This is a genomic window from Jiangella mangrovi, from assembly GCF_014204975.1.
GTDB lineage: Bacteria > Actinomycetota > Actinomycetes > Jiangellales > Jiangellaceae > Jiangella > Jiangella mangrovi.
Window position 1 is genome coordinate 1,537,573 of sequence record NZ_JACHMM010000001.1, and the last position, 19,257, is coordinate 1,556,829.

Sequence of the window (19,257 nt, forward strand, 5' to 3'; positions counted from 1 at the left end):
ACCGGCCGGGATGAGGTGGTGGAGCCGCCTGTCGGAATCGAACCGACGACCTATTCATTACGAGTGAATCGCTCTACCGACTGAGCTAAGGCGGCACGTGCCCGGCGAACCGGGCACGGTGCATGAGTATAGGGCGTCCACCGCCCCGGAACCCAATCGGGCCCGGAGGGCCGAGCAACCTCAGAGCGCGTCTGTGGTGATGGGCGCGCCGAGGGCGGAATCGGCCACGAGCTGGTCCCAGGTGAGGTTCCAGTCGGCCATGCCGGGGTCGCCGCGCTGGAGGAGGTCTTCGGGGCCGCGGGTGGAGTTGGCGACGGTGACGATGTCGCCGTACTGCGCGCCCCTGAAGAAGGTGGCGCCGTTGGCCTGGCTGAGGTTGATGCAGCCGTGCGACACGTTCTCGTTGCCCTGGGAGCCCTCGGACCACGACGCGGAGTGGACGAAGGTGCCGCTCCAGGTGAGGCGGACGGAGTTGGGCACCTCGAGGTCGTAGTAGTTCGGGTCGGCGGGGTCGCAGGTGATGTTCGCGTTGCACGACGTCATCTGGCGCGTCTCGAACTTCTCGAGCACGATGTAGGTGCCGTTGCGGGTGGCGAACTCGGGCGCGCCGAGGCTGGTGTCCCAGGTGGCCGCGACGGTGCCGTCGACGCTGAAGGTCATGGAGTGGGTGGCGGCGTCGACGGTGGTGACGTGCGCCTCGCCGACCCTGAAGTCGAGGTCGTAGGAGCGGCCGCCCCAGAGGTCGTCGCCGGCCTGGACGCCGTTGAGGTCGAGGTTCAGCCGCACCTGGGTGCCCGACGGCCAGTATTCCTTGGGCCGGAAGTGCACCTCGCGCGAGTTGACCCAGTGCCACGTTCCCTCGACCTGCGGGTTGGACGCGACGTGCATGGCCTGCTCGACGTTCTCGCGTTCGGTGACCTCTTGGTCGAACCGGACGGTGATGGGCGCGCCCACCCCGACGACCGAGCCGTCGGCGGGCTGCATGCTCAGCGTCAGCCGGCTGGCGTCGGGCACGCCGCCGACGGCGACGGACTGGGTGAGGGTGTGCTCGGCCCCGAGCGTGTCGGAGGCGACGACGTTGACGGCGTAGGTGGCGCCGGGCGTCAGCGCGGCCGCGCTCTGCCAACTGGCGCCGTCGGAGCCGACCTGGCCCTCGATGGGCTCGCCGCCGTCGGGGGTGACCTGGACGGTGTCGATGGTGCCATTGGGGACGGTGAACGCCAGCGGTTCGCCGAACGCGACCTCGTCGGTGATGCCGGCGAGTCGCAACGGCGCGCGCTGCGTCTTGGGGCCTTCGGCCTGCGCGGTGGCACCGTCGCCGGAGCCGCCGTCACCGCCGTCGTCGGATCCGCTGCAGGAGGTCAGCAGCACCGCCGCGCTCAGAACGAGCACGGCCCGGCGGAGGGTCAGGCGAAGGCGCATTACTCCATTATCCGCATACGACACCCGGAATCACGAAGCGCAGCTGGTGCCCTCGTCGGGGACGGTACCGGCCAGCAGGTACGCGTCGACGGCGTCGTCGATGCAGTCGCTGCCCGCGAGATAGGCCGTGTGGACGGTGGAGTCGTAGGTGAGCAGCACGCCCGACGAGAGCTGCTCGGCCAGCGACTGCGCCCACTCGTACGGCGTGGCGGGGTCGCCGGTGGTGCCGACGACGAGGATCGGGTCGGCGCCCGGCGCGGTGACCGGCGGATGCGGCGTCGCCGTGGGGCCGGGCGTCGCGGTGGGATCGCCGGACTCGCCGTCGTCGCTCGAGTCGTCGGAGTCGCCGACGCCGGCCTCGGCCAGACCCTCGTCGAGCACCGTGCAGCCGAACCCGCCCCAGGCCAGGAACGGCCCGAACACCTGCGACACCGCGGTGAACTCCGCCAGCCCGGCCTGCGCCTCCTCGGCGGTGGCCTGCTCGGGGTGGTCGAGGCAGTTCACCAGGCCGATGACCTCGTTGGCGTTGCCGTTGTAGGTGCCGTCGCTGTTGCGCTCGAGGTAGAGGTCGGCGAACGTCATGAGCAGTGTGCCGTCGTCCTCGGTGAGCGCGAGGTCGAGCGCCTCGTTCAGCGGCTCGTAGCCTTCGTCGGCGGTGAGGTACAGCGGCAGGATGATGCCGTAGAACGCCAGCGACTCGGTCAGCGGCCGGTTCTCGTCGTCGGTGGCCAGCGGCTCCTCGTCGGCCTGGCGCAGCAGCCCGGCCAGCGTGGCCCGAGCCGCCTCCTCGGACGTCCCGAGCGCGCAGTCGTCCTGGTCGAAGCACCAGGTCAGGAACGACGACAGCGCCCGCTCGAAGCCGCGGGCCTGGCCGAGCCCCAGGTCGTCGCCCGAGAGCGTGGGGTCGATGGCGCCGTCGAGCACCAGCCGGCCGACGCGGTCGGGGAACTGGTCGGCGTACAGCGCGCCGATGAACGTGCCGTAGGACTTGCCGAGGTAGTTCAGCTTCTCGTCGCCGAGGGCGGCCCGCAGGATGTCGAGGTCGCGGGCGACGTCGGCGGTGCCGATGTGCGGGAGGAGGTCGCCGGAGCGAGCCGCGCAGCCCTCGGCGAGGTCGAGGGTCGACTCCTCCAGCTCGGTGATCTCGGCGTCGTCGTCCGGCGTGGCGTCGGAGGCGAGGTACTCGTCGAGCTGGGCGTCGTCGACGCAGTCGACCGGAGTCGACTGGGCGACGCCGCGCGGGTCGAAGCCGACGATGTCGTAGCGCTCGCGCACCTGGTCGGTGACGACGGACCCGGCCAGCTGCGCGTACTCGACGCCGGACGCGCCCGGGCCGCCCGGGTTCACCAGCAGCGAGCCGATGCGGTTGTCGCCGGTGGCCGGTGCCCGCAGCAGCGCCAGCTCGAGGGTGTCGCCGCCGGGGTCGGCGTAGTCGACCGGCACCTTGGCCGTGCTGCACTGGAAGCCCTCGCCGCAGTCGCGCCACTCGAGCGTCTGGGTGTAGAAGGACGCGAGCTCGGGCTCGACGCCCTCGGTGGCATCGGGCGCCGGCGTGGACCGGTCGGGGACGTCGGCGCGCTGCCCCTCGCGCTCGGGCTCGGCCGAGCAACCGGCGGCGGCCACCACGACCAGCGCCACCAGACCGGCCAGGGCACGCATTGTCACAGGTTCTCTCCGTCGTCCTCGTACGCGTCGTCGTCCTCGATGTCGGGCGTACGGCGCGCGCCCTGCGCCACGGCGCCCTCGTAGGCCTGCCGCGAGCCGCAGACGCTCGCCTTGGGGCAGGCGACCCGGCGGCCGGTCTCGCGGTCGCGGACGTACACCGTCTCGGCCGGCACGTTGTAGGCGACGACGGTGCCCTCGACGCCGTCGTCGGTGGTGACGTCGCAGCCGACGGTGGGCACGCTGCGCTTGAAGTCCTGGTACAGCGGGTGCTCGTACTTGAGGCAGCACATGAGCCGCCCGCACGCCCCGGAGATCTTCAGCGGGTTGAGCGGGAGGTCCTGGTCCTTGGCCATGCGCACGCTGACCGGCTCGAAGTCGGTGAGGAACGTGGAGCAGCAGGTGTCGCGGCCGCACGGGCCGATGCCGCCCTGGACCCGGGCTTCGTCGCGCGCGCCGAGCTGGCGCAGGTCGATGCGGGCCCGCAGCGTGCGGGCGAGGTCGCGCACCAGCTCGCGGAAGTCGACGCGGTGCGGCGCGCTGAAGTAGATGGTGACGAGCTGGTCGACGTCCTCGCGGGTGTCGACGTAGTCGACCCCGACGATCTTCATGGGGAGGTCGTGGTGCTTGATCAGCCGTCGGGCGGCCACCCGGACCTCGGCGCGGCGACGGCGGTTGCGCTCTTCGCGCTGCAGGTGCCGGTCGGTGGCCAGGCCGGCGCACACCGGCAGCCCGCCGATGTCCTCGCTGACCCACTGTGGCGCCCACACGCACTCGGCGACCTCGGGACCGTCGTCCGTGGGGACGAGGACCTTGTCGCCGACGCGCGGGGTGTGCTCACCCGGGTCGAGGTAGTAGAGCCTCCCGTACCGGGTGAAGGCCACTGCCATCACCATGCCCACGGACCCACCATAAGCGCTCGGACGATCAGGTTCGGCATCGCGACCGCCGTGCCGCGAACGCGAGGGCGCCGGCACCCCCGGCAGGGGTACCGGCGCCCGTCAGGCCGTGCTCGGCGATGCCCGTCGTCAGGCGGTCCGGCGGCGGACGGCGTACCCGGCGGCGCCGGCCAGCAGGAGCGCACCGGCCGCGAGCATCAGCGTCGTGGCGCTGCCTCCGGTGTCCGGCAGCTCGTCGCCGTCAGCGCCGGACTCGTCCGCACCGTCGTCGCCCGTGCCGTCGTCGGTCCCGCTCTCGTCGGCACCCGACTCGTCCGAGCCGGCCTCGTCGGAGCCGCTCTCGTCCGAACCGTCGTCCGAGCCGTCCTCGGCCCCGTCCTCGTCACCGCCGGGGCCGCCGTCGGCCTCGTCGATCCGGTAGAACGTGGTCGAGCCGGAGACCTCGTTGCCGACGGCGAGCAGCGCGGTGCCGGGGATCGGCGAGGCGTCGGCCGGGATGAACTCCAGGCCCTCGGGGCCCAGGTCGCCGGCGTCGGCCAGCTCGCCGCCGTCCTCGACCGAGACCGCGAAGTTCCGGTTGTTGACGTACGTGACGAACTCGACCGCGTCGGGCGCGGTGATGTCGAAGACGATGACGCCGCCGACCCGCTCGAAGCCGACGAACGCGTAGGTGCGCTCACCGACCCGGCCGATGGCCAGGCCCTCGGGCTCCGGGCCCTTGTCGTCGCTGCGGCCCTCGAGGTTGGACTCGGAGTGGTTGGAGTTGAAGAACTCCGGCAGCGCCGCGGCCGTCAGCTCCTCGAACTGCGCGCCGGAGTCGAAGACCTGCTCGCCGTCGGTGTTCCAGATCGAGAACGAGCGGCCGCCGTTGGCGTACAGCGTCTCGTAGCAGGTGCCGTCCTCGGACAGGCCGTCGGCCGTGGTGATGTTCAGCCGGCCGAGCGCCTCGTCGGCGGTGACGCCGGCCAGGTCCTCGCAGACCGGCGGCAGCCCGTCCTCGCCGAGGTCCTTGACCCGCGCGACCTCGGTGTAGCCCTCCCAGTCGCGGGTGTCGCCCTCGTTCGCGGTGACGAGGTACGACGCGCCGCCCGCGGTGTAGCTGCCGATGGCGTCGGGCTGGTACAGGCCCTGGACCGGCCAGTTGGCCAGGTTGATGCCGCCGTCCTCGTCGGACGGGTCGAGCTCGTTGCCCGGCTGGCTCCAGTCCTTGGCGCCCAGCGTCTGGATCTCGGTCACCTCGGCGGCCCCGAGGTCGACGACCGCGATCGCGTTGGCCTCTTGCAGCGTGACGAAGGCCTCGTCGCCGACCACGGTGATGTACTCGGGCTCGAGGTTCTCCGAGACCGGGAACTCCGGGGTGCCGGTGCCGGCGTCCTCGCGGCCGCCGTAGATGCGCACGCCCTCGGGCAGCTCCAGCGAGCCGCCCTCCTCGAACTCGTGGAAGTCCGCGATCGCGACGTCGGACTGCGCCGGCGCGTCGAGCGCGTCCGGCACGTCGACGACCGCGACCGAGCCCTCGGGGTCGGCGGAGTAGTCCTCGGCCGGCTCGCCCTCGTTCGCCACCAGCAGCTGCGAGCCGTCGGGCGTGAAGGTCACCATGTCCGGCAGCGCACCCACGCGGACCGCGCCGAGCGGGGCGCCGTCCTCGCTGCGGGCGTCGAAGAAGACGACCCAGCCGGCGTCGGTCTTGTTCTCCGCCTCGACGGCGATGGCGCCCAGGCCGTCGGCGCGGACGTCGACGGAGTTGGCGACGGCGCCCTCGGGCACCGTCGAGTCGTCGTCGGACTCCACGCCCGTGGTGGGCACGTCGAACAGCTTGGCCGGAGCCGTCGGGTCGGCCGCGTCGAGCACCTCGACCAGCGCCTGCGCGGCGTTGATGATGATGAGCCGCTTCGAGCCGGCGTCGTAGTGGACGATCTCCGACGCGCCCTCGTCGAAGATGCCGGTCTCATAGGTGCCGATGGGCGCGAGCGCGAGCGCCGCGTCGGGTGCGGAGTGCGAGATCGGCTCGTCGACGATGCCGGCGGTCGCCGGCAGCGCGAACGCCCCGGTCAGTGCCAGGCCCGCCGTCGCGGCGGTGGCGGCACGGACGTGCGATGGACGCGGTCGGGTCACCAGGGCCCCCTTGGTATGAACGATGCGCGTGAACACGACAGACAACCGCGCAGACGCTAGGGGATCCGGGTGTCCGGAAGGCGTCCGGACGGTGAACGGGCCGGGGTGGGGTCAGCCGGCGCTCAGCCGGCGCAGGGCTTCCGCCCGGACCCCGGCGACGGCGTGCGGTGCGGCGAGCGGGTCGAGGACGTCGGCCAGCGCCCGCGCGGCGGCGACGACGGCTGCCGGCTCGGCGGCCACCGGGACGGTGGCGGCCAGTCCCGACGGAGCGGGCAGGTCGGCGTTCTCGACGCTCACCGCACCGAAGCCCGGGTAGTCGACGCCCAGCTCGGCCGCGTGCAGCTGCCAGGCGCAGGTCCGTGCCTCGTGCAGCGACTCGACGGCGCGCCAGACGCGGCCGCGGCCGGCGTGCTTGGCGGTGTCGGCCAGCGCCCACCAGCCGAGGAACGCCCACTCGCGCCGCTGCTCGTCGGTGGTGGTGAGCGCCGGCGGGGTGAACGGCTCGGCCAGCCGGCCGGACCGGTCGAACACCGGCTTCGACCCCGGCGCGAGGCCCGGGCGGCTGTCGGCGAGCATGACGACCAGGCTGAGCTGGCGGCCGTCGGCGTACTGGACGACCAGGTGGTCGGCCGGCTTCTCGGCACTGCCGAGGTGCTGGATCAGCTCGTCGGCGACGACGGCGTACTCGCGGGCGGCGGCCAGGGCGGCGTCGCGGCGCTCCTCGTACGTGGCGCCGTCGAGCACGACGCCCAGCCCGGCGTCGACGTCGGAGACGAGGTCACCGGCTCCGCGTCCGAGCGACCCGGCCAGCTCGACCCAGTCGCACCACGGCGTGCGCTCGGCCCACTCGGCGAGGGCGTCGACGATCTTCCACGGGTCAGCGGCGGCGTCCATCGCACGACCCTAACCGGCCGCTGACGCCGTCGGGCCCCGGGAGTCAGCCCTCGCGCAGCGCCAGCGCCATGGCCTCGAGCTGCAGCAGCGGCAGCGCGTTGGCCTGCAGCGCCTCGCGCGCGGCGACCACGGCCTCCATGCGGCGCAGCGTCGCCGCCGCGGAGCCGGTGCGAGCCAGGCGGTCGATGGACGGGCGCATCTCCTCGTTGACCAGCTCGGTGCTCACGCCCAGCTGCAGCATGACGACGTCGCGGTAGAGCGCGAGGACGTCGACCAGCGCGCGGTCGATGGAGTCGCGCTGGACCCGGGTGCGGCGCAGCTTCTGCTCGCGCTCGAGGTCCTTGACGGCGGCCTCGATGTTGCGCGGCTTGCGGCCGGTGGTGCCGGCGCCGAGAGCCTTGCGCAGCGCGTCGACCTCGCGCTCGTCGAGGGCGTCGCAGTGCTTCTCGGCGTCGGCCTTGGCCGCCTCGACGAGGTTGGCGGCGGCGTCGAGGCACTGGCGGATGTCGGCGAGGTCGAACGGCAGCCGGAGCACCTCGGCCCGGCGCGCGCGCACCTCGGCGTCGGTGGCCAGCGCGCGAGCCCGGCCGACGTGACCCTGCGAGGCGCGGGCGGCGAACTCGGCGGTCTTCTGGTCGACGCCGGCGGTGGCGACCAGGTGCCGCGCGACGTCGGCGTAGGGCGGGGTGCGCAGGTGCACGACCCGGCAGCGCGAGCGGATGGTCGGCACGATGTCCTCGGCCGTGGGCGCGCAGAGCATCCAGACCGTCCGCTCGGGCGGTTCTTCGACCGACAGCAGCAGGGCGTCGGCGGCGTCCTCGCCCAGGCGGTCGGCGTCTTCGACCACGACCACCTGCCAGCGGCCGCGGGCCGGGCGCAGCGCCGCGCGCGGCACGAGGTCGCGGACCTGGCTGATGCGGATGTTCAGGCCCTCGGTGACCAGCGACGCGACGTCGGGGTGGGTGCGGGCGCGGACGTCGGCGCACTCGGAGCACTGGCCGCAGCCGCCGTTGGGGCACTGCAGCGCGGCGGCGAACGCCCGGGCGACGACCGACCGGCCGGACCCGGGCGGCCCGGTGAACAGCCAGGCGTGCGTCATGGCGCCGCGCGGGCCACCCTGCAGGTAGCCGGCGGCGTCGGCCACGGTGCGCTGCAGCGCGGGCACCATGGTCTGCCCGACGACGGCGTCCCAAACGGTCATGCTCTCATCACCTTCTCGACAGCGACGGCGACGTCGGACGCAACCTCGGCGGGCGGGCGGCCGGCGTCGACGACGACGTAGCGGTGCGGTTCGGCGGCGGCCAGCTCGAGGAACGCCCGGCGGACCTTCTCGTGGACGTGGTCGGGCTCGCGCTCGATGCGGTCGACGTAGCCCTGCCGGCGCACCCGCTCGGCCCGCGCCGCCTCGTCGAGGTCGAGGACGACGGTGAGGTCGGGCAGCAGTCCCTGGGTGGCGAAGCGGGAGATGGCGGCGATCTGCTCGCGCCCCAGCCCACGGCCCTCGCCCTGGTAGGTGATGGAGGAGTCGATGTAGCGGTCGACCAGCACGACGGCACCGCGCTCGAGCGCCGGGCGGACGACGTGGGCCACGTGGTCGGCGCGGTCGGCGGCGAACAGCAGCGCCTCGGCCCGCGGGTCGAGGTCGCCGCCGTCGAGCACGATGGAGCGCACCTGCGGCCCGATGCGGGAGTCGCCCGGCTCGCGGGTGACGACGACGTCGCGGCCCAGGGCGCGCAGATGGTCGGCCAGCAGCGCCTGCTGGGTGGTCTTGCCGACGCCGTCGCCGCCCTCGAAGGCGACGAACAGCCCTCGCGGTCCGGTCACGTCGTCAGCCTAGTGAACGACACCGACAACGCGTGCCTACGCCCACAGACTGGGGTCTGCCCTACTACCGTCCCTGACTTCGACCCTGAGAGTTCCCTGAGTTCGGTTCCGCGCCATTGTCTCGGCACCGGTAGGAACACAGTGTGGAGTCCATGGACCTGCTGTCGTTCGTGGCCGTACCCGCGCTCGCCTACCTCGTCATCGCGGCGTTCGTGGCCATCGACGCGGTGGTGCCGGCGTTCCCGGGCGAGGTGCTCGTCATCTCCTCAGGAGCGCTGGCGGCCGCCGGTCACCTGAACGTCGCCTGGTCCATCGCCGCGGCCGCCGTCGGCGCACTCGCGGGCGACCTCGCGGTCCACGGGATGAGCCGGCGCGCGCTCCCCCGCTTCCTGGAACGCTTCGGCGTCGGGCGGCGGCTCAAGTCGCGGATCTCCCGGGCGCACGAACGCATGGGCTCCACCAGCGCGGCGGCCATCATCGCCGCCCGCTTCATCCCCCTGGGCCGCACGACGGTGGCCGCCGCCGCGGGGGTGGCGGGCATCGGGCGGCGCCGGTTCGCGGCGATCGCGTTCGCCGGCGGGCTGCTGTGGGCCGGCTGGTCGGTGGGGCTCGGCTACGTCACGGGCACCGTCACCGACGCCCCGTTGTGGCTGCAGGTGGCCATCGGCGCCGGGGTCGGCATCGTGGTGGGCGTCTGGGTCGGCGCCGCGCACTCGATGATCCGCACCCGGCGGCGCATGAGCGAGCGGGCCCGCGCCGCCGAGTCGTGTGACGAGCCGTCGCCGTCACGACGCCACGAACTGGTCGCCTGACACCCTTGGCACGTCGGCGGCGACCCCTTGGCACGCTGAAAGTGACCAATCACGCCGGATATGCCCGATTTGTGGAGCCCTCCAGCGTGCCAAGCACCTCGGCGGCCGCGCGACGCGCGCCCGAATGCGACGTGCGAACCCACACGTCCATGATCATCAACCTTTCGGGCTGCCCCAACAGCACGAAAGGTTGATGATCATGAAGCGCACGCCGGCGAGCCGGAACGGCTTCGGACCGTCAGGTTCCGTCGGGGCGGGGCAGCCGCTCGCGCATGACACCGGGGCGGGCTGCCGGGCGCGAACCCTCGCCGGGCGGGGCCCAGTCGTCGGGCGAGTCGACCCAGCCGGCGAACAGCACGAGTCCGCTCGACCGGTGGGTCGCGAGGAAGCCGAACGGACGGTCGTAGCTGACGGCGACCGCGCGCGAGGAGTGGACCGGCAGCGACACCGTCCGCAGCCCTATGGCGGTGACCGCGGCCGCCTCGAACCCCGTCGCGCTGAAGATGGCGACCGCCGCCTGCCGGGCCTGGTCGACGCGCAGCGGCACCGGGCCGATGGCCGGGAAGTGCCCGCGCTCGCCGCTGGCGACCGTCCGCAGCCCGAACACCTCGGCCTGACGCAGCAGGTCGTGCAGCGAGCTCACGCGGAAGCGGGGCGTCTTCAGCACGAGACCGGGACGCGGGGCCGACACCGTCGAGACACCGGGCCAGGGCGAGACCTCGCCGGACTCGAGCAGCGCCGCGCCGTCGACCAGCCCATCGGACCCGGACCCGGACCCGGGCCCCACCAGCGGCACCGCCGCCGCCAGCACGTCGCCCGCGGCAGCCTCGGGCGACCCGAGGACGAGGTGGACGTCCAAGCCGTTGTCGCCGGCCACGCGGGTCAGCGTGAGCGGACCGGCGGCGCTGTCGGTGACGCGGAGATCGCCGGCCTCGGGTGTGGTGCGGCTCAGCCCGGCCAGCCGCCGGCCGGACCAGACGCCGTCGGCCACCTGCCACGGCTCGTCGCTGAACTTGCGCTCCCAGGTGGTGCGCAGTGCCAGCGCCGTCGCCAGCGTGAGCATGAGCTCGGGACCGGCCTGGACGGGGAACCGCTCGATGAGCCCGTGCGTGCGCTCGTTCGCCCACGCGTCGAGCTTGGGCTGATCGGTGGACGCGTCGCCGGTGAGCTCGCCGAAGGTGCCGGCGGGCAGGGTGTCGCGCCACTCGGGGCGCACGTGCGCCGCCTCTTGCGCCCACAGCCCCAGCGCGGCGTCGACGCCGTCGAGGTCGTCGACCTCCTTCAGCAGGTCGCGCGCGGCGTCCATGCACTCGTCGGCGGGGAGGCCGACGGCGCCGGCAAGCTCGCCGCGGCCGGGCTCGTCGGCCGACCACGCGAGCACGGCCAGCAGCGGCCAGAGTCCCGCGCCGGACAGCACACCGGATCCGTCGGTGCGCCCCAGCCAGGCGGCGGTGAGCTGGTTGACCTCTGCGGCATAGCGAGTCATACGACGAGCCTAGGGCCGACGGCGTCCGCTGCGGTCAGAGAAGGACGAGCCAGGCGACGCCACCGGAGATGAGGGCCGCGCCGAGCGCCGTCACCGCGGTGACCCCCTCGCGGATCCGGAACACCACCACGCTCACCGGGATCACGATCATCGGCAGCGCCGACGAGATCGCGACCGCCACCGCCACGTCGATGTGCGCCGCCGACCCGATGACGGTCATCTGGCCGCCGATGGTCAGCCCGCCGGTGAGCGTCCACCACGCGACGCCACGCCGGTCAGCGCGCCGGACCCGGTCGAGGAAGCCGCGCGGCGAGATGTGGAAGAGCAGGTAGGCCAGCGTCGCGGAGATCGCGCCGAGCACCCCGCCGGCGATCGGCTCGTTCCAGTCCTCGACTGCGCCGCCGCGCAGCACGTTGCCCAGCCCGTACGAGGCGGTCGCGACGACGGCGGGCGCGAGCAGGGCGAGCCGTTCGCGCGCCGACTCGCGTCGGGACGCGCCGGAAAGAGCAGGCGACAGACGGTCGGTCCGGCGGTTGGTGAGGTAGACGCCCACCACGATGACGAGGATCGCCGCGACGTCCACCCAGCCGAGCGCCTGGTCGATGAGCACCCAGGCGAAGACCATCGTGAACATCGGGTTGGCCGCCTGCACCGCGCTGGCCCGCGACGGCCCCAGCGTCTCGACCGACTTGAAGTACCCGCGCCGGCCCAGGTAGCCCGAGAACACCCCGGCCAGCAGGAACATCCAGAACGACGGCCAGTCGACGCGCAGCGGCTCGGCCCCGAACAGCAGCCGGCCGCCCAGCAGGAGGCCGCCGACCACGACGTTGACCACCAGCGAGACGAGGAACCCGAGCCCCTGCTCGAGCCGGCGGCTGGCCGCGCGCACCACGAACGCGTTGGCCGCGAACAGCAGCAGGGCGACCAGCGCCAGGGTGTCACCCATCGGACCGACCGCTCCTACCGCACATCTGAATAGTGAATCAACAGGACAAGAACGGATCCCTTGACCGGCTCTGTGATTCTGAATATCTTATCCGAAATCGTCGGCTTTCCGTTCGCCATTTCCGTCCTGTGTGCACCTCCCTCGAAGCGGCAGGAGTTACGTCATGGCTCTGTCTCGCCGTCACCTCACGGCACTCGTTCCGGCGGCCGGGGCGTTGATCCTGCTCGCGGCCTGCGGCGGCTCGTCCGGCGAGACCGCCTCCTCCGGTGGCGACGGCGGTGACGGCGGCGGCGACGACGCCGCGGCCGCGACCGACACCTTGAGCGTCAGCACCGAGGACGCCTGCGCGGCAGCGGCCGACGAGGGTGGCGTGGTCCAGCATTGGGCCACCACCGACGCCGCCGTCTTCGACGAGATGATCCAGCCGTTCAAGGACGCCCACCCGGACATCACCGTCGAGTACACGGCGCTGCGGCCCAACGACGCCGTCCAGCAGGTGCTCACGCTCGTGCAGACCGGCCGCGACCTGGGCGTCGACTCCATCGCGATGTCGGTGCCGTACGTCGGCCCGCTGCTGCAGCGCGACCTCATCCGTGACGTCGACTGGGCGCTGCTGGGCATCCCCGAGGACCAGGTCCTCGAGGTCGGCGACGAGATCAGCCTGTACCGCAACTACCGCATGGTCAGCGGCCTAGTCTACAACGCCGACTTGATCAGCGAGGACGAGCTCCCGGACACCTGGGAGGAGCTGGTCGACGCCAAGTGGGAGGGCAAGATCGTCGTCGACCCGCGCGGCACCTATCTCTCCCGGCTTGCGCCGGCCTGGGGCGAGGACGAGACCGTGGACTGGTACACGCGCCTGATGGAGACCGCGAAGCCGCTGGTCGTCCAAGGCGCCACCGCCAGCCTGCAGAAGGTCGCCGTCGGCGAGGCGCTCATGAGCACCAGCGCGCACGACTCCGAGGTGCTGGAGCAGCAGGCCGCCGGCGCGCCGCTGGAGATCAAGTACCTCGACCTCGCGCCGACCCAGGACTACTACAGCTTCATCATGAGCGACGCCGTGCACCCGAACGCGGCCGCGTGCTTCCTGTCCTGGTACGCCTCCGAGGAGGGCCAGGCCCAGCAGCTGGAGTTCGAGTTCAAGGGCAACGAGACCGCGCCGTCGGACGTCCCGGACACCACCGAGCTGGTGAACCTCGAGACCGAGGAGGACGCCACCACGGTCGCGGAGGTCGGCGAGACCCTCGCCGGGCTCACCGCCTCGTAGGGGCGGCCGCGACATGGGCGCCATCAGGGTCGAGCACCTGTTCCACGCGTACGACGACGGCGGCCGCGAGGTCCGCGCCGTCGACGACGTGAGCTTCGACGTCGAGCAGAACGCGTTCTACACGCTGCTCGGCCCGAGCGGCTGCGGCAAGACGACGACGCTGCGCTGCATCGCCGGGCTGGAGGAGCCGTCGTCGGGCGAGATCGAGCTGGACGGGGTCGCCGTCGTGTCGGCGCGGGGCATCGTGCCGACGAACAAGCGGCCCATCGGCATGGTCTTCCAGGACTACGCCGTCTGGCCGCACATGACGGTGGCCGAGAACGTCGCGTTCCCGCTGAAGGTGGCGGGCGACCTGTCCGGCCGGGAGATCCAGGCCAAGGTCATGGACGCGCTCGCGCTCATGGGCATGGAGCAGTACGTGCAGCGCCGCGCCACCCAGCTCTCCGGCGGCCAGCAGCAGCGGCTGTCGCTGGCCCGGGCGCTGGTGCGCGACCCGAAGGTGCTGCTGCTCGACGAGCCGCTCTCCAACCTCGACGCGAAGCTGCGCGAGCAGATGCGCGCCGAGCTGCGCCAGCTGCAGCGCCGCATCAAGGTGACGACGGTGTTCGTGACGCACGACCAGGTCGAGGCGCTGTCCATGTCGAACACGATCGCCGTCATGAACCACGGCAAGATCGTCCAGGAGGGCTCGCCCCGCGAGATCTACCTGCAGCCCAACAGCCGGTTCGTGGCGTCGTTCGTCGGCGCCACGAACTTCGTCACCGGTGTCGTCGACGCCTACGACGACGACACCCGCTCGGCGTACCTGTCGACGCCGGCCGGCCCGCTGCGCTGCATCACCCAGGACCCGCCCGAGGTGGGCTCCGCCGTCACCGTCGCGATCCGGCCCGAGGCGGTCGAGATCGGCTACGAGCGCGACGGCGGGGAGAACCTGCTCCACGGCGAGGTCGAGGTCGGGCTGTTCGTCGGCGACGCCGTCGACTACCGGGTCCGCGTCGGCGACCAGGACTTCCGCGTCACCGGGCCGCAGCGCTCGCGGTTCCACCGCAAGGACGCCGTGGTCCTGCACGTGCCCGCGGACGAGTGCGTCGTCATCCCGGACGACCCGGAGGTGCCGGCCGGCGTCCAGGCCTCCATCCAGGACCAGGGGGCGCGCTGATGGCCGCCGGGACGCAGGCGCCGCCGTCGCCGCCCCCGGCCCCCACCCGCACGCCGCGCGTGCGCCGTCGCCGCAGGGTCGGCGGCAGGACGGTGATCGGCGGACTGGCCATCCTGGTCGTGATCTACCTGGTGGCCGGGCCGCTGCTGATGCTCGTCCTGACCAGCTTCCAGGACACGTCGCTGGGGCTGGTGATCCGCCCGCCGTTCCCGTGGTCGCTGCAGAACTACACCGACGTGTTCGCCGACTCCGGCACCTGGTCGGCGATCTTGTCGACGCTGATCTTCTCCGCCGGCAGCCTGCTGGTCGCGTTCGCCGTCAGCATCACCTGCTCCTGGCTGGTGGAACGGACCGACCTGCCGGCGCGCAACGCGGTGTTCGTGCTGCTGGTGGCGCCGTCGGGCATCCCGGCGCTGATCCTGGCCATCTCGTGGAGCCTGCTGCTCAACCCGAACAACGGGCTCATCAACACGCTGCTGCGGCTGCCGTTCGGCGCCGAGGGGCCCGGCCCGCTGAACGTGTACAGCCTGCCGTGGATGATCCTGGTCCAGGGCATGAGCCTCGTCCCGATGACGTTCCTGCTGATCACGGCCTCGCTGCGCGGGGTCAACGCGTCGCTGGAGGAGGCCGCGCGGGCGTCCGGCTCGGGCTTCGCGACCATCGTCCGGCGCATCACGCTGCCGGTGCTGCGCCCGGCGCTCATCGGCGCGCTGATCTACCAGTTCGTCACGGTGGTGACGGCGCTGGACGTGCCGCTGGTGCTCGGGCTGTCCGGCGGCGTGTCCGTGCTGAGCACCGAGATCTACGTCGCCTCGAACCCCGTCGGCGGGCTGCCGAACTACGGCGTCTCCGGCACGTACGGGATGTTCCTGCTGGTCATCTCGCTGATCCCGCTGCTCTTCTACAACCGGATCATCGGCCGCTCGCAGGACTACGCGACCATCACCGGCAAGACGTTCCGGCCGAAGACCATCGCGCTGAAGCGCTGGAAGATCCCGGCCGTGCTGTTCTGCTGGGGCTACATCGCGGTCTCGTTCATCATTCCGCTGCTGGTGCTGCTGTGGGCGAGCTTCCAGCCCTACCTCGGTGTGTGGGGCCTGGACGCGCTGGACCGGCTGACGGCGGCCGGCTACGGCGAGGCGCTGGGCGGCGCGCAGTTCCTCGACGCGCTGCGCAACACGTTCATCCTGGGCATCGCGGCGGCGCTGGGCGGCATGGTGCTGGCGATGGCGCTGTCGTGGGTCATCGTGCGGTCGCGGTCGAAGTACCGGGCGCTGGTCGACATCCTGGCGTTCGTGCCGCACGCGCTGCCCGGTGTGGTCATCGGCCTGTCGACGCTCGTGCTCTACCTGATCCTGCCGATCCCGATCTACGGCACCGTCTGGATCATCGTCGTGGCCATGGCGACGCAGTACATCAGCCTCGGCACCCGGCTCACGACCGCCGGCATCACGCAGATCCAGGTCGGCCTCGAGGAGGCGGCCGAGACTTCCGGCGCCTCGGGCCGGCAGATCTGGCAGCGCGTGCTCGGCCCGCTGCTGCGCCCGGTGTTCCTCAACGGGTTCCTGATGATCTTCCTGGCCAGCATCCAGAACCTCACGCTGCCGCTGATGCTCGGCTCCAACGACAACGTCGTGCTGTCGACGCTGATCTGGCGGCGCTGGGACTACGGCGACGTCACCGGCGCGGCGGTGCTGAGCGTGACCATGGCGACCATCACCGTGATCGCCGCGACCCTGCTGCGCCGGACCACCGGCACCCGCGGGCTCTGATGGGCGCGGAACCGGGACGAGACCTCCTCCTGCGCGGCGGCCGCGTCTGGGGCGCCCCACCGGACGCCGACGCCGTGCTGGTGCGCGGGCGCCGCATCGCCGCCGTCGGCCGGGGCGAGGACCTGCTGTCGGCGGGGGCCGACGTGGCCGACCTCGCCGGGCGGTGGGTGCTGCCGGGGTTCACCGACAGCCACACGCACTTCCACCGGACGGCGATGCTGGCGGAGTACTTCCTCGACTTCGCCGAACTGCACCCCGCCGACTCCGTCGCGGCGCTGCTCGACGTGGTGGCCGCCCGCTACGCCGTCACCCCGGAGGGCGCCTGGATCCAGGGCGACAACCTCGCGCCCGCCGCGCTGGCCGAGCGCCGGTTCCCGACCCGCTGGGAACTGGACGCCGTCGCGCCGGACCGCCCGGTCCTGCTGCGCGGCACCGGCAAGCACGTCGTCGCCGCGAACTCGCTGGCGCTGCGGCTGGCCGGCATCGATGCCACGACGCCGGATCCACCCGGCGGCGCGATCGAGCGCGACGAGGCCGGCGAGCCGACGGGCGTCCTGCACGAACGGGCCAAGCTGCGCCTCGACACGACCCGCACGGACACCGTCGTGCCCGGGCTGTCCGAGGCGGACCGGATGCGGGCGCTGGCGGCGGGCATCGCCCGGCTGCACGAGCTGGGCATCACCGCGATCCACGAGATCACCCGCACGGCCGACGAGTTCGCCGACTACCAGCGCCTCCGCGCGTCGTCCGGGCTGGGCGTCCGGGTGCGGGCGTACGTGCGCGTGGTCGAGGGCCAGGCGTCGCTCGACGACCTCGCGGCGGTCGGCGTGCGCTCCGGCCTCGGCGACGACCTGCTCCGGTTCGGCGGTGTGAAGGTGAGCGTCGACGGGTCCGACGAGCACCGCAACGCCGCGCTGCACGAGGACTACCCCGGCCATCCGGGCCACCGCGGCCTGATCCGCATCGAGGCCGCCGAGCTCGACGCCGTCGTCCGCCGCGCGCACGGCCTGGGCCTGCAGACCGCCGTCCACGCCATCGGGCCGCGCGCCGTCGACCTGGCGCTCGACGCGTTCGCCGGCATCGGCGACCCGCACGGCGTCCGCCGGCTGCGGCACCGCATCGAGCACGCCTACCTGCCGCCGCGGCCCGGGCAGCTGGAGACGATGCGCGACCTCGGGCTGGTGCTGTCGACCCAGCCGGCGTTCCTCGAGGCGGGCGGCGACGGCTGGCGGGAGATCTTCGGCGCCGACGCGGGGCCGCGGTTCCTGCCGCTGCGCACCGCCCTCGACCTCGGCCTCGTCGTGCAGGCCAACAGCGACGTGCCGTGCGCCCGGCTGGACCCGCTGGTCGGCATCCGGGCCGCCGTCCGGCGCACCACGCGCGCGGGAACCCACCTGGGCGCGGCCGAGGCGGTCACCGTCGCCGAGGCCGTCGCCATGTACACGCGGGCGCCCGCCTGGACGGCGTTCGAGGAGGACCGGCGCGGCGCGGTCGAGGCCGGGATGCTGGCCGACCTCACCGTCGTCTCCGGCGACCCCGTGGCCGAGCTCGACACGTTCACCGTCGACGCCACTGTCGTCGACGGCCGGCTGGTCTCCAGCCGGTTCACCGATCCCACGACGGAGGGTGCGTCACTGTGAGCGAGGTAGCGGCACGGTACCGGTTCCTGGCCTACGCCATCGGCGGCTTCGGGCTGAGCATGAACGCCGTGCTCTACCTGCTGATCCCCCTGCGGGCCGACGAGCTCGGCGCGAACGTGGGCGTCATCGGCCTGCTGGTCGGCACGAAGGCGCTGTTCGAGACCGTGCTGTCGGTGCCCATGGGCGCGTTCATGGACCGCGTCGGCGCCAAGCGGTCGATCCAGATCGGGACCGCGGGCACCGCGCTCATCGGCGTCGGCATGATGCTCGCGCCGTCGCTCTGGATGCTGTTCGTCCTGCAGGTGTTCATGGGCATCATCCGGCCGCTCGGCTGGATCGGCGGCCAGTCCTACGCCGCCGGCATCCGCGGCGGGAAGAACCGCAGCCACGACGCCGGCCGCTTCAGCTCCGTCGCGAACCTCGGCCAGATCGTCAGCCCGATCATCGCCGGCGCGCTGGTCGCCTGGCAGGACCCGCAGCTGGGCTTCGCGATGGTCGTGGCGCTCGGCGTGATCTTCTTCCTGGTCAGCCTCGCGCTGCTGGACATCGGCCGCGCGCCGGCGTCGGCCGACACCGGCTCCGGCTTCGCCGCCGCACTCGGGCTGATGAAGCTCCCCCGCATCCAGACCGTCATGTTCCTGACCTTCAACCGGCTCTGGATCCCGGCGGCGTGGTCGTCGTTCTTCCCGCTCTACCTGGTCGACGAGGGCAACTCGCCCACCGTCGCCGGCAGCGTCATCTCGGCCATGGCGATCGTCGCGACCATCACGTCGTTCTACACCGGCCGGATCGCCAAGCTCGGCACCCCGGTCGCCGTCACCTCCGTGGCGCTGGCCCTGGGCTGCCTGGGCGTCGCGGTGTCGCCGGTGTTCGACACGATGCCGCTGTTCTACCTGGCGGCCGCGCTGGTCGGCATCGGTCAGGGGCTGAGCCTGCCGATGCTCATCACGCTGATGAGCGACGCCGCACCGCCGGAGCAGCGCAGCCTCGCGCTGGGCCTGCGCTCCGGCGTCAACCAGGCGGCGGCCACCGTCGCGCCGGTGGCGATCGGCCCGCTCATCGGCGCGGCCGGGCTGGTGGTCGGTTTCCCCGTGGCCGCCGCGATCGGGCTGGTCTTCGTCCTGGCCGCCACCTGGAGCGCCCGCCGCGAGGACCCCGTCGACGACCCCGCCGACACGCCCTCGCACTGAGGGGCGTGCCGCTGGCCGGGGCATTGCCATGGCCCCGCTGGAGGTCTGCTGTCACATGAGCCTGCAGAGCTCCAACGCGCGCGCGTGTTCGAGCTTTGCGGTCACATGAGCCAGCAGACCTCCAACGCGCGCGCGTGTTCGGGCTTTGCGGTCACATGAGCCAGCAGAG

The 19,257-nt window shown here is 72.6% G+C and carries 15 protein-coding genes and 1 tRNA gene; 6 read left to right on the forward strand and 10 right to left on the reverse strand.

The annotated features are described in order from the left end of the window. Positions 1–19 precede the first annotated feature (19 nt). The 8 genes from HD601_RS07170 to tmk all read right to left on the reverse strand — a co-directional run bounded on the left by HD601_RS07170 (position 20) and on the right by tmk (position 8,816). A tRNA-Thr gene (locus HD601_RS07170) sits at positions 20–95 on the reverse strand. A gap of 85 nt (positions 96–180) precedes the next feature. Next, positions 181–1,392 carry an Ig-like domain-containing protein gene (locus HD601_RS07175; protein ID WP_184820556.1) on the reverse strand — a complete coding sequence of 404 codons (1,212 nt, stop codon included), beginning with the start codon at positions 1,390–1,392 and terminating at the stop codon, positions 181–183. A gap of 60 nt (positions 1,393–1,452) precedes the next feature. Next, positions 1,453–3,081: an alpha/beta hydrolase gene (locus HD601_RS07180; protein ID WP_184829554.1), complete on the reverse strand. Its 1,629-nt coding sequence runs from the start codon at positions 3,079–3,081 to the stop codon at positions 1,453–1,455. 2 nt (positions 3,082–3,083) lie between these two features. Then, positions 3,084–3,980, reverse strand: a complete 897-nt coding sequence (locus HD601_RS07185) for a PSP1 domain-containing protein (RefSeq protein WP_184829556.1) — start codon at positions 3,978–3,980, stop codon at positions 3,084–3,086. Positions 3,981–4,112: 132 nt separating this feature from the next. After that, the gene (locus HD601_RS07190; protein ID WP_221440659.1) at positions 4,113–6,098 is read right to left on the reverse strand and encodes a choice-of-anchor I family protein; all 1,986 of its coding nucleotides are present in this window, start codon (positions 6,096–6,098) and stop codon (positions 4,113–4,115) included. Positions 6,099–6,209: 111 nt separating this feature from the next. Next, a complete protein-coding gene (locus tag HD601_RS07195; protein WP_184820558.1) occupies positions 6,210–6,992 on the reverse strand; it encodes a hypothetical protein in 783 nt (260 codons plus the stop codon). A gap of 43 nt (positions 6,993–7,035) precedes the next feature. Further along, positions 7,036–8,193 carry a DNA polymerase III subunit delta' gene (locus HD601_RS07200; RefSeq protein ID WP_184820560.1) on the reverse strand — a complete coding sequence of 386 codons (1,158 nt, stop codon included), beginning with the start codon at positions 8,191–8,193 and terminating at the stop codon, positions 7,036–7,038. Further along, a complete protein-coding gene (tmk, locus tag HD601_RS07205; protein ID WP_184820562.1) occupies positions 8,190–8,816 on the reverse strand; it encodes a dTMP kinase in 627 nt (208 codons plus the stop codon). Before tmk ends, HD601_RS07200 begins: the two co-directional genes overlap by 4 nt. Positions 8,817–8,968: 152 nt before the next feature. Between tmk and HD601_RS07210 the strand changes: the two genes are divergently transcribed. Continuing rightward, the gene (locus tag HD601_RS07210) at positions 8,969–9,628 is read left to right on the forward strand and encodes a DedA family protein (protein ID WP_184820564.1); all 660 of its coding nucleotides are present in this window, start codon (positions 8,969–8,971) and stop codon (positions 9,626–9,628) included. A gap of 238 nt (positions 9,629–9,866) precedes the next feature. Here the strand turns inward: HD601_RS07210 and HD601_RS07215 are convergent, their stop codons facing one another. Then, positions 9,867–11,114, reverse strand: coding sequence for a serpin family protein (locus tag HD601_RS07215; RefSeq protein ID WP_184820566.1), 1,248 nt, complete (start codon positions 11,112–11,114; stop codon positions 9,867–9,869). Between the two features lie 34 nt (positions 11,115–11,148). Next, a complete protein-coding gene (locus tag HD601_RS07220) occupies positions 11,149–12,060 on the reverse strand; it encodes a DMT family transporter (RefSeq protein ID WP_184820568.1) in 912 nt (303 codons plus the stop codon). Between the two features lie 163 nt (positions 12,061–12,223). Here HD601_RS07220 and HD601_RS07225 point away from each other — a divergent pair, with 163 nt between their 5' ends. From HD601_RS07225 to HD601_RS07245, 5 genes are read left to right on the forward strand one after another with little or no spacing between them, the layout of a single operon-like run. After that, positions 12,224–13,327 carry an ABC transporter substrate-binding protein gene (locus HD601_RS07225; RefSeq protein WP_184820570.1) on the forward strand — a complete coding sequence of 368 codons (1,104 nt, stop codon included), beginning with the start codon at positions 12,224–12,226 and terminating at the stop codon, positions 13,325–13,327. Between the two features lie 13 nt (positions 13,328–13,340). Then, positions 13,341–14,486, forward strand: coding sequence for an ABC transporter ATP-binding protein (locus HD601_RS07230; protein ID WP_184820572.1), 1,146 nt, complete (start codon positions 13,341–13,343; stop codon positions 14,484–14,486). Then, the gene (locus HD601_RS07235) at positions 14,486–16,258 is read left to right on the forward strand and encodes an ABC transporter permease (RefSeq protein WP_184820574.1); all 1,773 of its coding nucleotides are present in this window, start codon (positions 14,486–14,488) and stop codon (positions 16,256–16,258) included. Before HD601_RS07230 ends, HD601_RS07235 begins: the two co-directional genes overlap by 1 nt. Next, positions 16,258–17,898 (forward strand): amidohydrolase, encoded by a 1,641-nt coding sequence (locus tag HD601_RS07240; protein WP_184820576.1) that lies wholly within the window; start codon positions 16,258–16,260, stop codon positions 17,896–17,898. The genes HD601_RS07235 and HD601_RS07240 overlap by 1 nt, the downstream gene beginning before the upstream one ends. Next, complete coding sequence (locus tag HD601_RS07245) at positions 17,895–19,088, forward strand: MFS transporter (protein WP_184820578.1); 1,194 nt, start codon at positions 17,895–17,897, stop codon at positions 19,086–19,088. Before HD601_RS07240 ends, HD601_RS07245 begins: the two co-directional genes overlap by 4 nt. Positions 19,089–19,257 lie beyond the last annotated feature (169 nt).

What these genes read in the sequence shown, in the direction of transcription:
- HD601_RS07180 (WP_184829554.1), bottom strand. Translation starts at nt 3,081, where the DNA reads ATGCGTGCCCTGGCCGGTCTGGTGGCGCTGGTCGTGGTGGCCGCCGCC.
- HD601_RS07185 (WP_184829556.1), bottom strand. Translation starts at nt 3,980, where the DNA reads ATGGTGATGGCAGTGGCCTTCACCCGGTACGGGAGGCTCTACTACCTC.
- HD601_RS07195 (WP_184820558.1), bottom strand. Translation starts at nt 6,992, where the DNA reads ATGGACGCCGCCGCTGACCCGTGGAAGATCGTCGACGCCCTCGCCGAG.
- HD601_RS07200 (WP_184820560.1), bottom strand. Translation starts at nt 8,193, where the DNA reads ATGACCGTTTGGGACGCCGTCGTCGGGCAGACCATGGTGCCCGCGCTG.
- HD601_RS07210 (WP_184820564.1), top strand. Translation starts at nt 8,969, where the DNA reads ATGGACCTGCTGTCGTTCGTGGCCGTACCCGCGCTCGCCTACCTCGTC.
- HD601_RS07215 (WP_184820566.1), bottom strand. Translation starts at nt 11,114, where the DNA reads ATGACTCGCTATGCCGCAGAGGTCAACCAGCTCACCGCCGCCTGGCTG.
- HD601_RS07220 (WP_184820568.1), bottom strand. Translation starts at nt 12,060, where the DNA reads ATGGGTGACACCCTGGCGCTGGTCGCCCTGCTGCTGTTCGCGGCCAAC.
- HD601_RS07225 (WP_184820570.1), top strand. Translation starts at nt 12,224, where the DNA reads ATGGCTCTGTCTCGCCGTCACCTCACGGCACTCGTTCCGGCGGCCGGG.
- HD601_RS07230 (WP_184820572.1), top strand. Translation starts at nt 13,341, where the DNA reads ATGGGCGCCATCAGGGTCGAGCACCTGTTCCACGCGTACGACGACGGC.
- HD601_RS07235 (WP_184820574.1), top strand. Translation starts at nt 14,486, where the DNA reads ATGGCCGCCGGGACGCAGGCGCCGCCGTCGCCGCCCCCGGCCCCCACC.
- HD601_RS07240 (WP_184820576.1), top strand. Translation starts at nt 16,258, where the DNA reads ATGGGCGCGGAACCGGGACGAGACCTCCTCCTGCGCGGCGGCCGCGTC.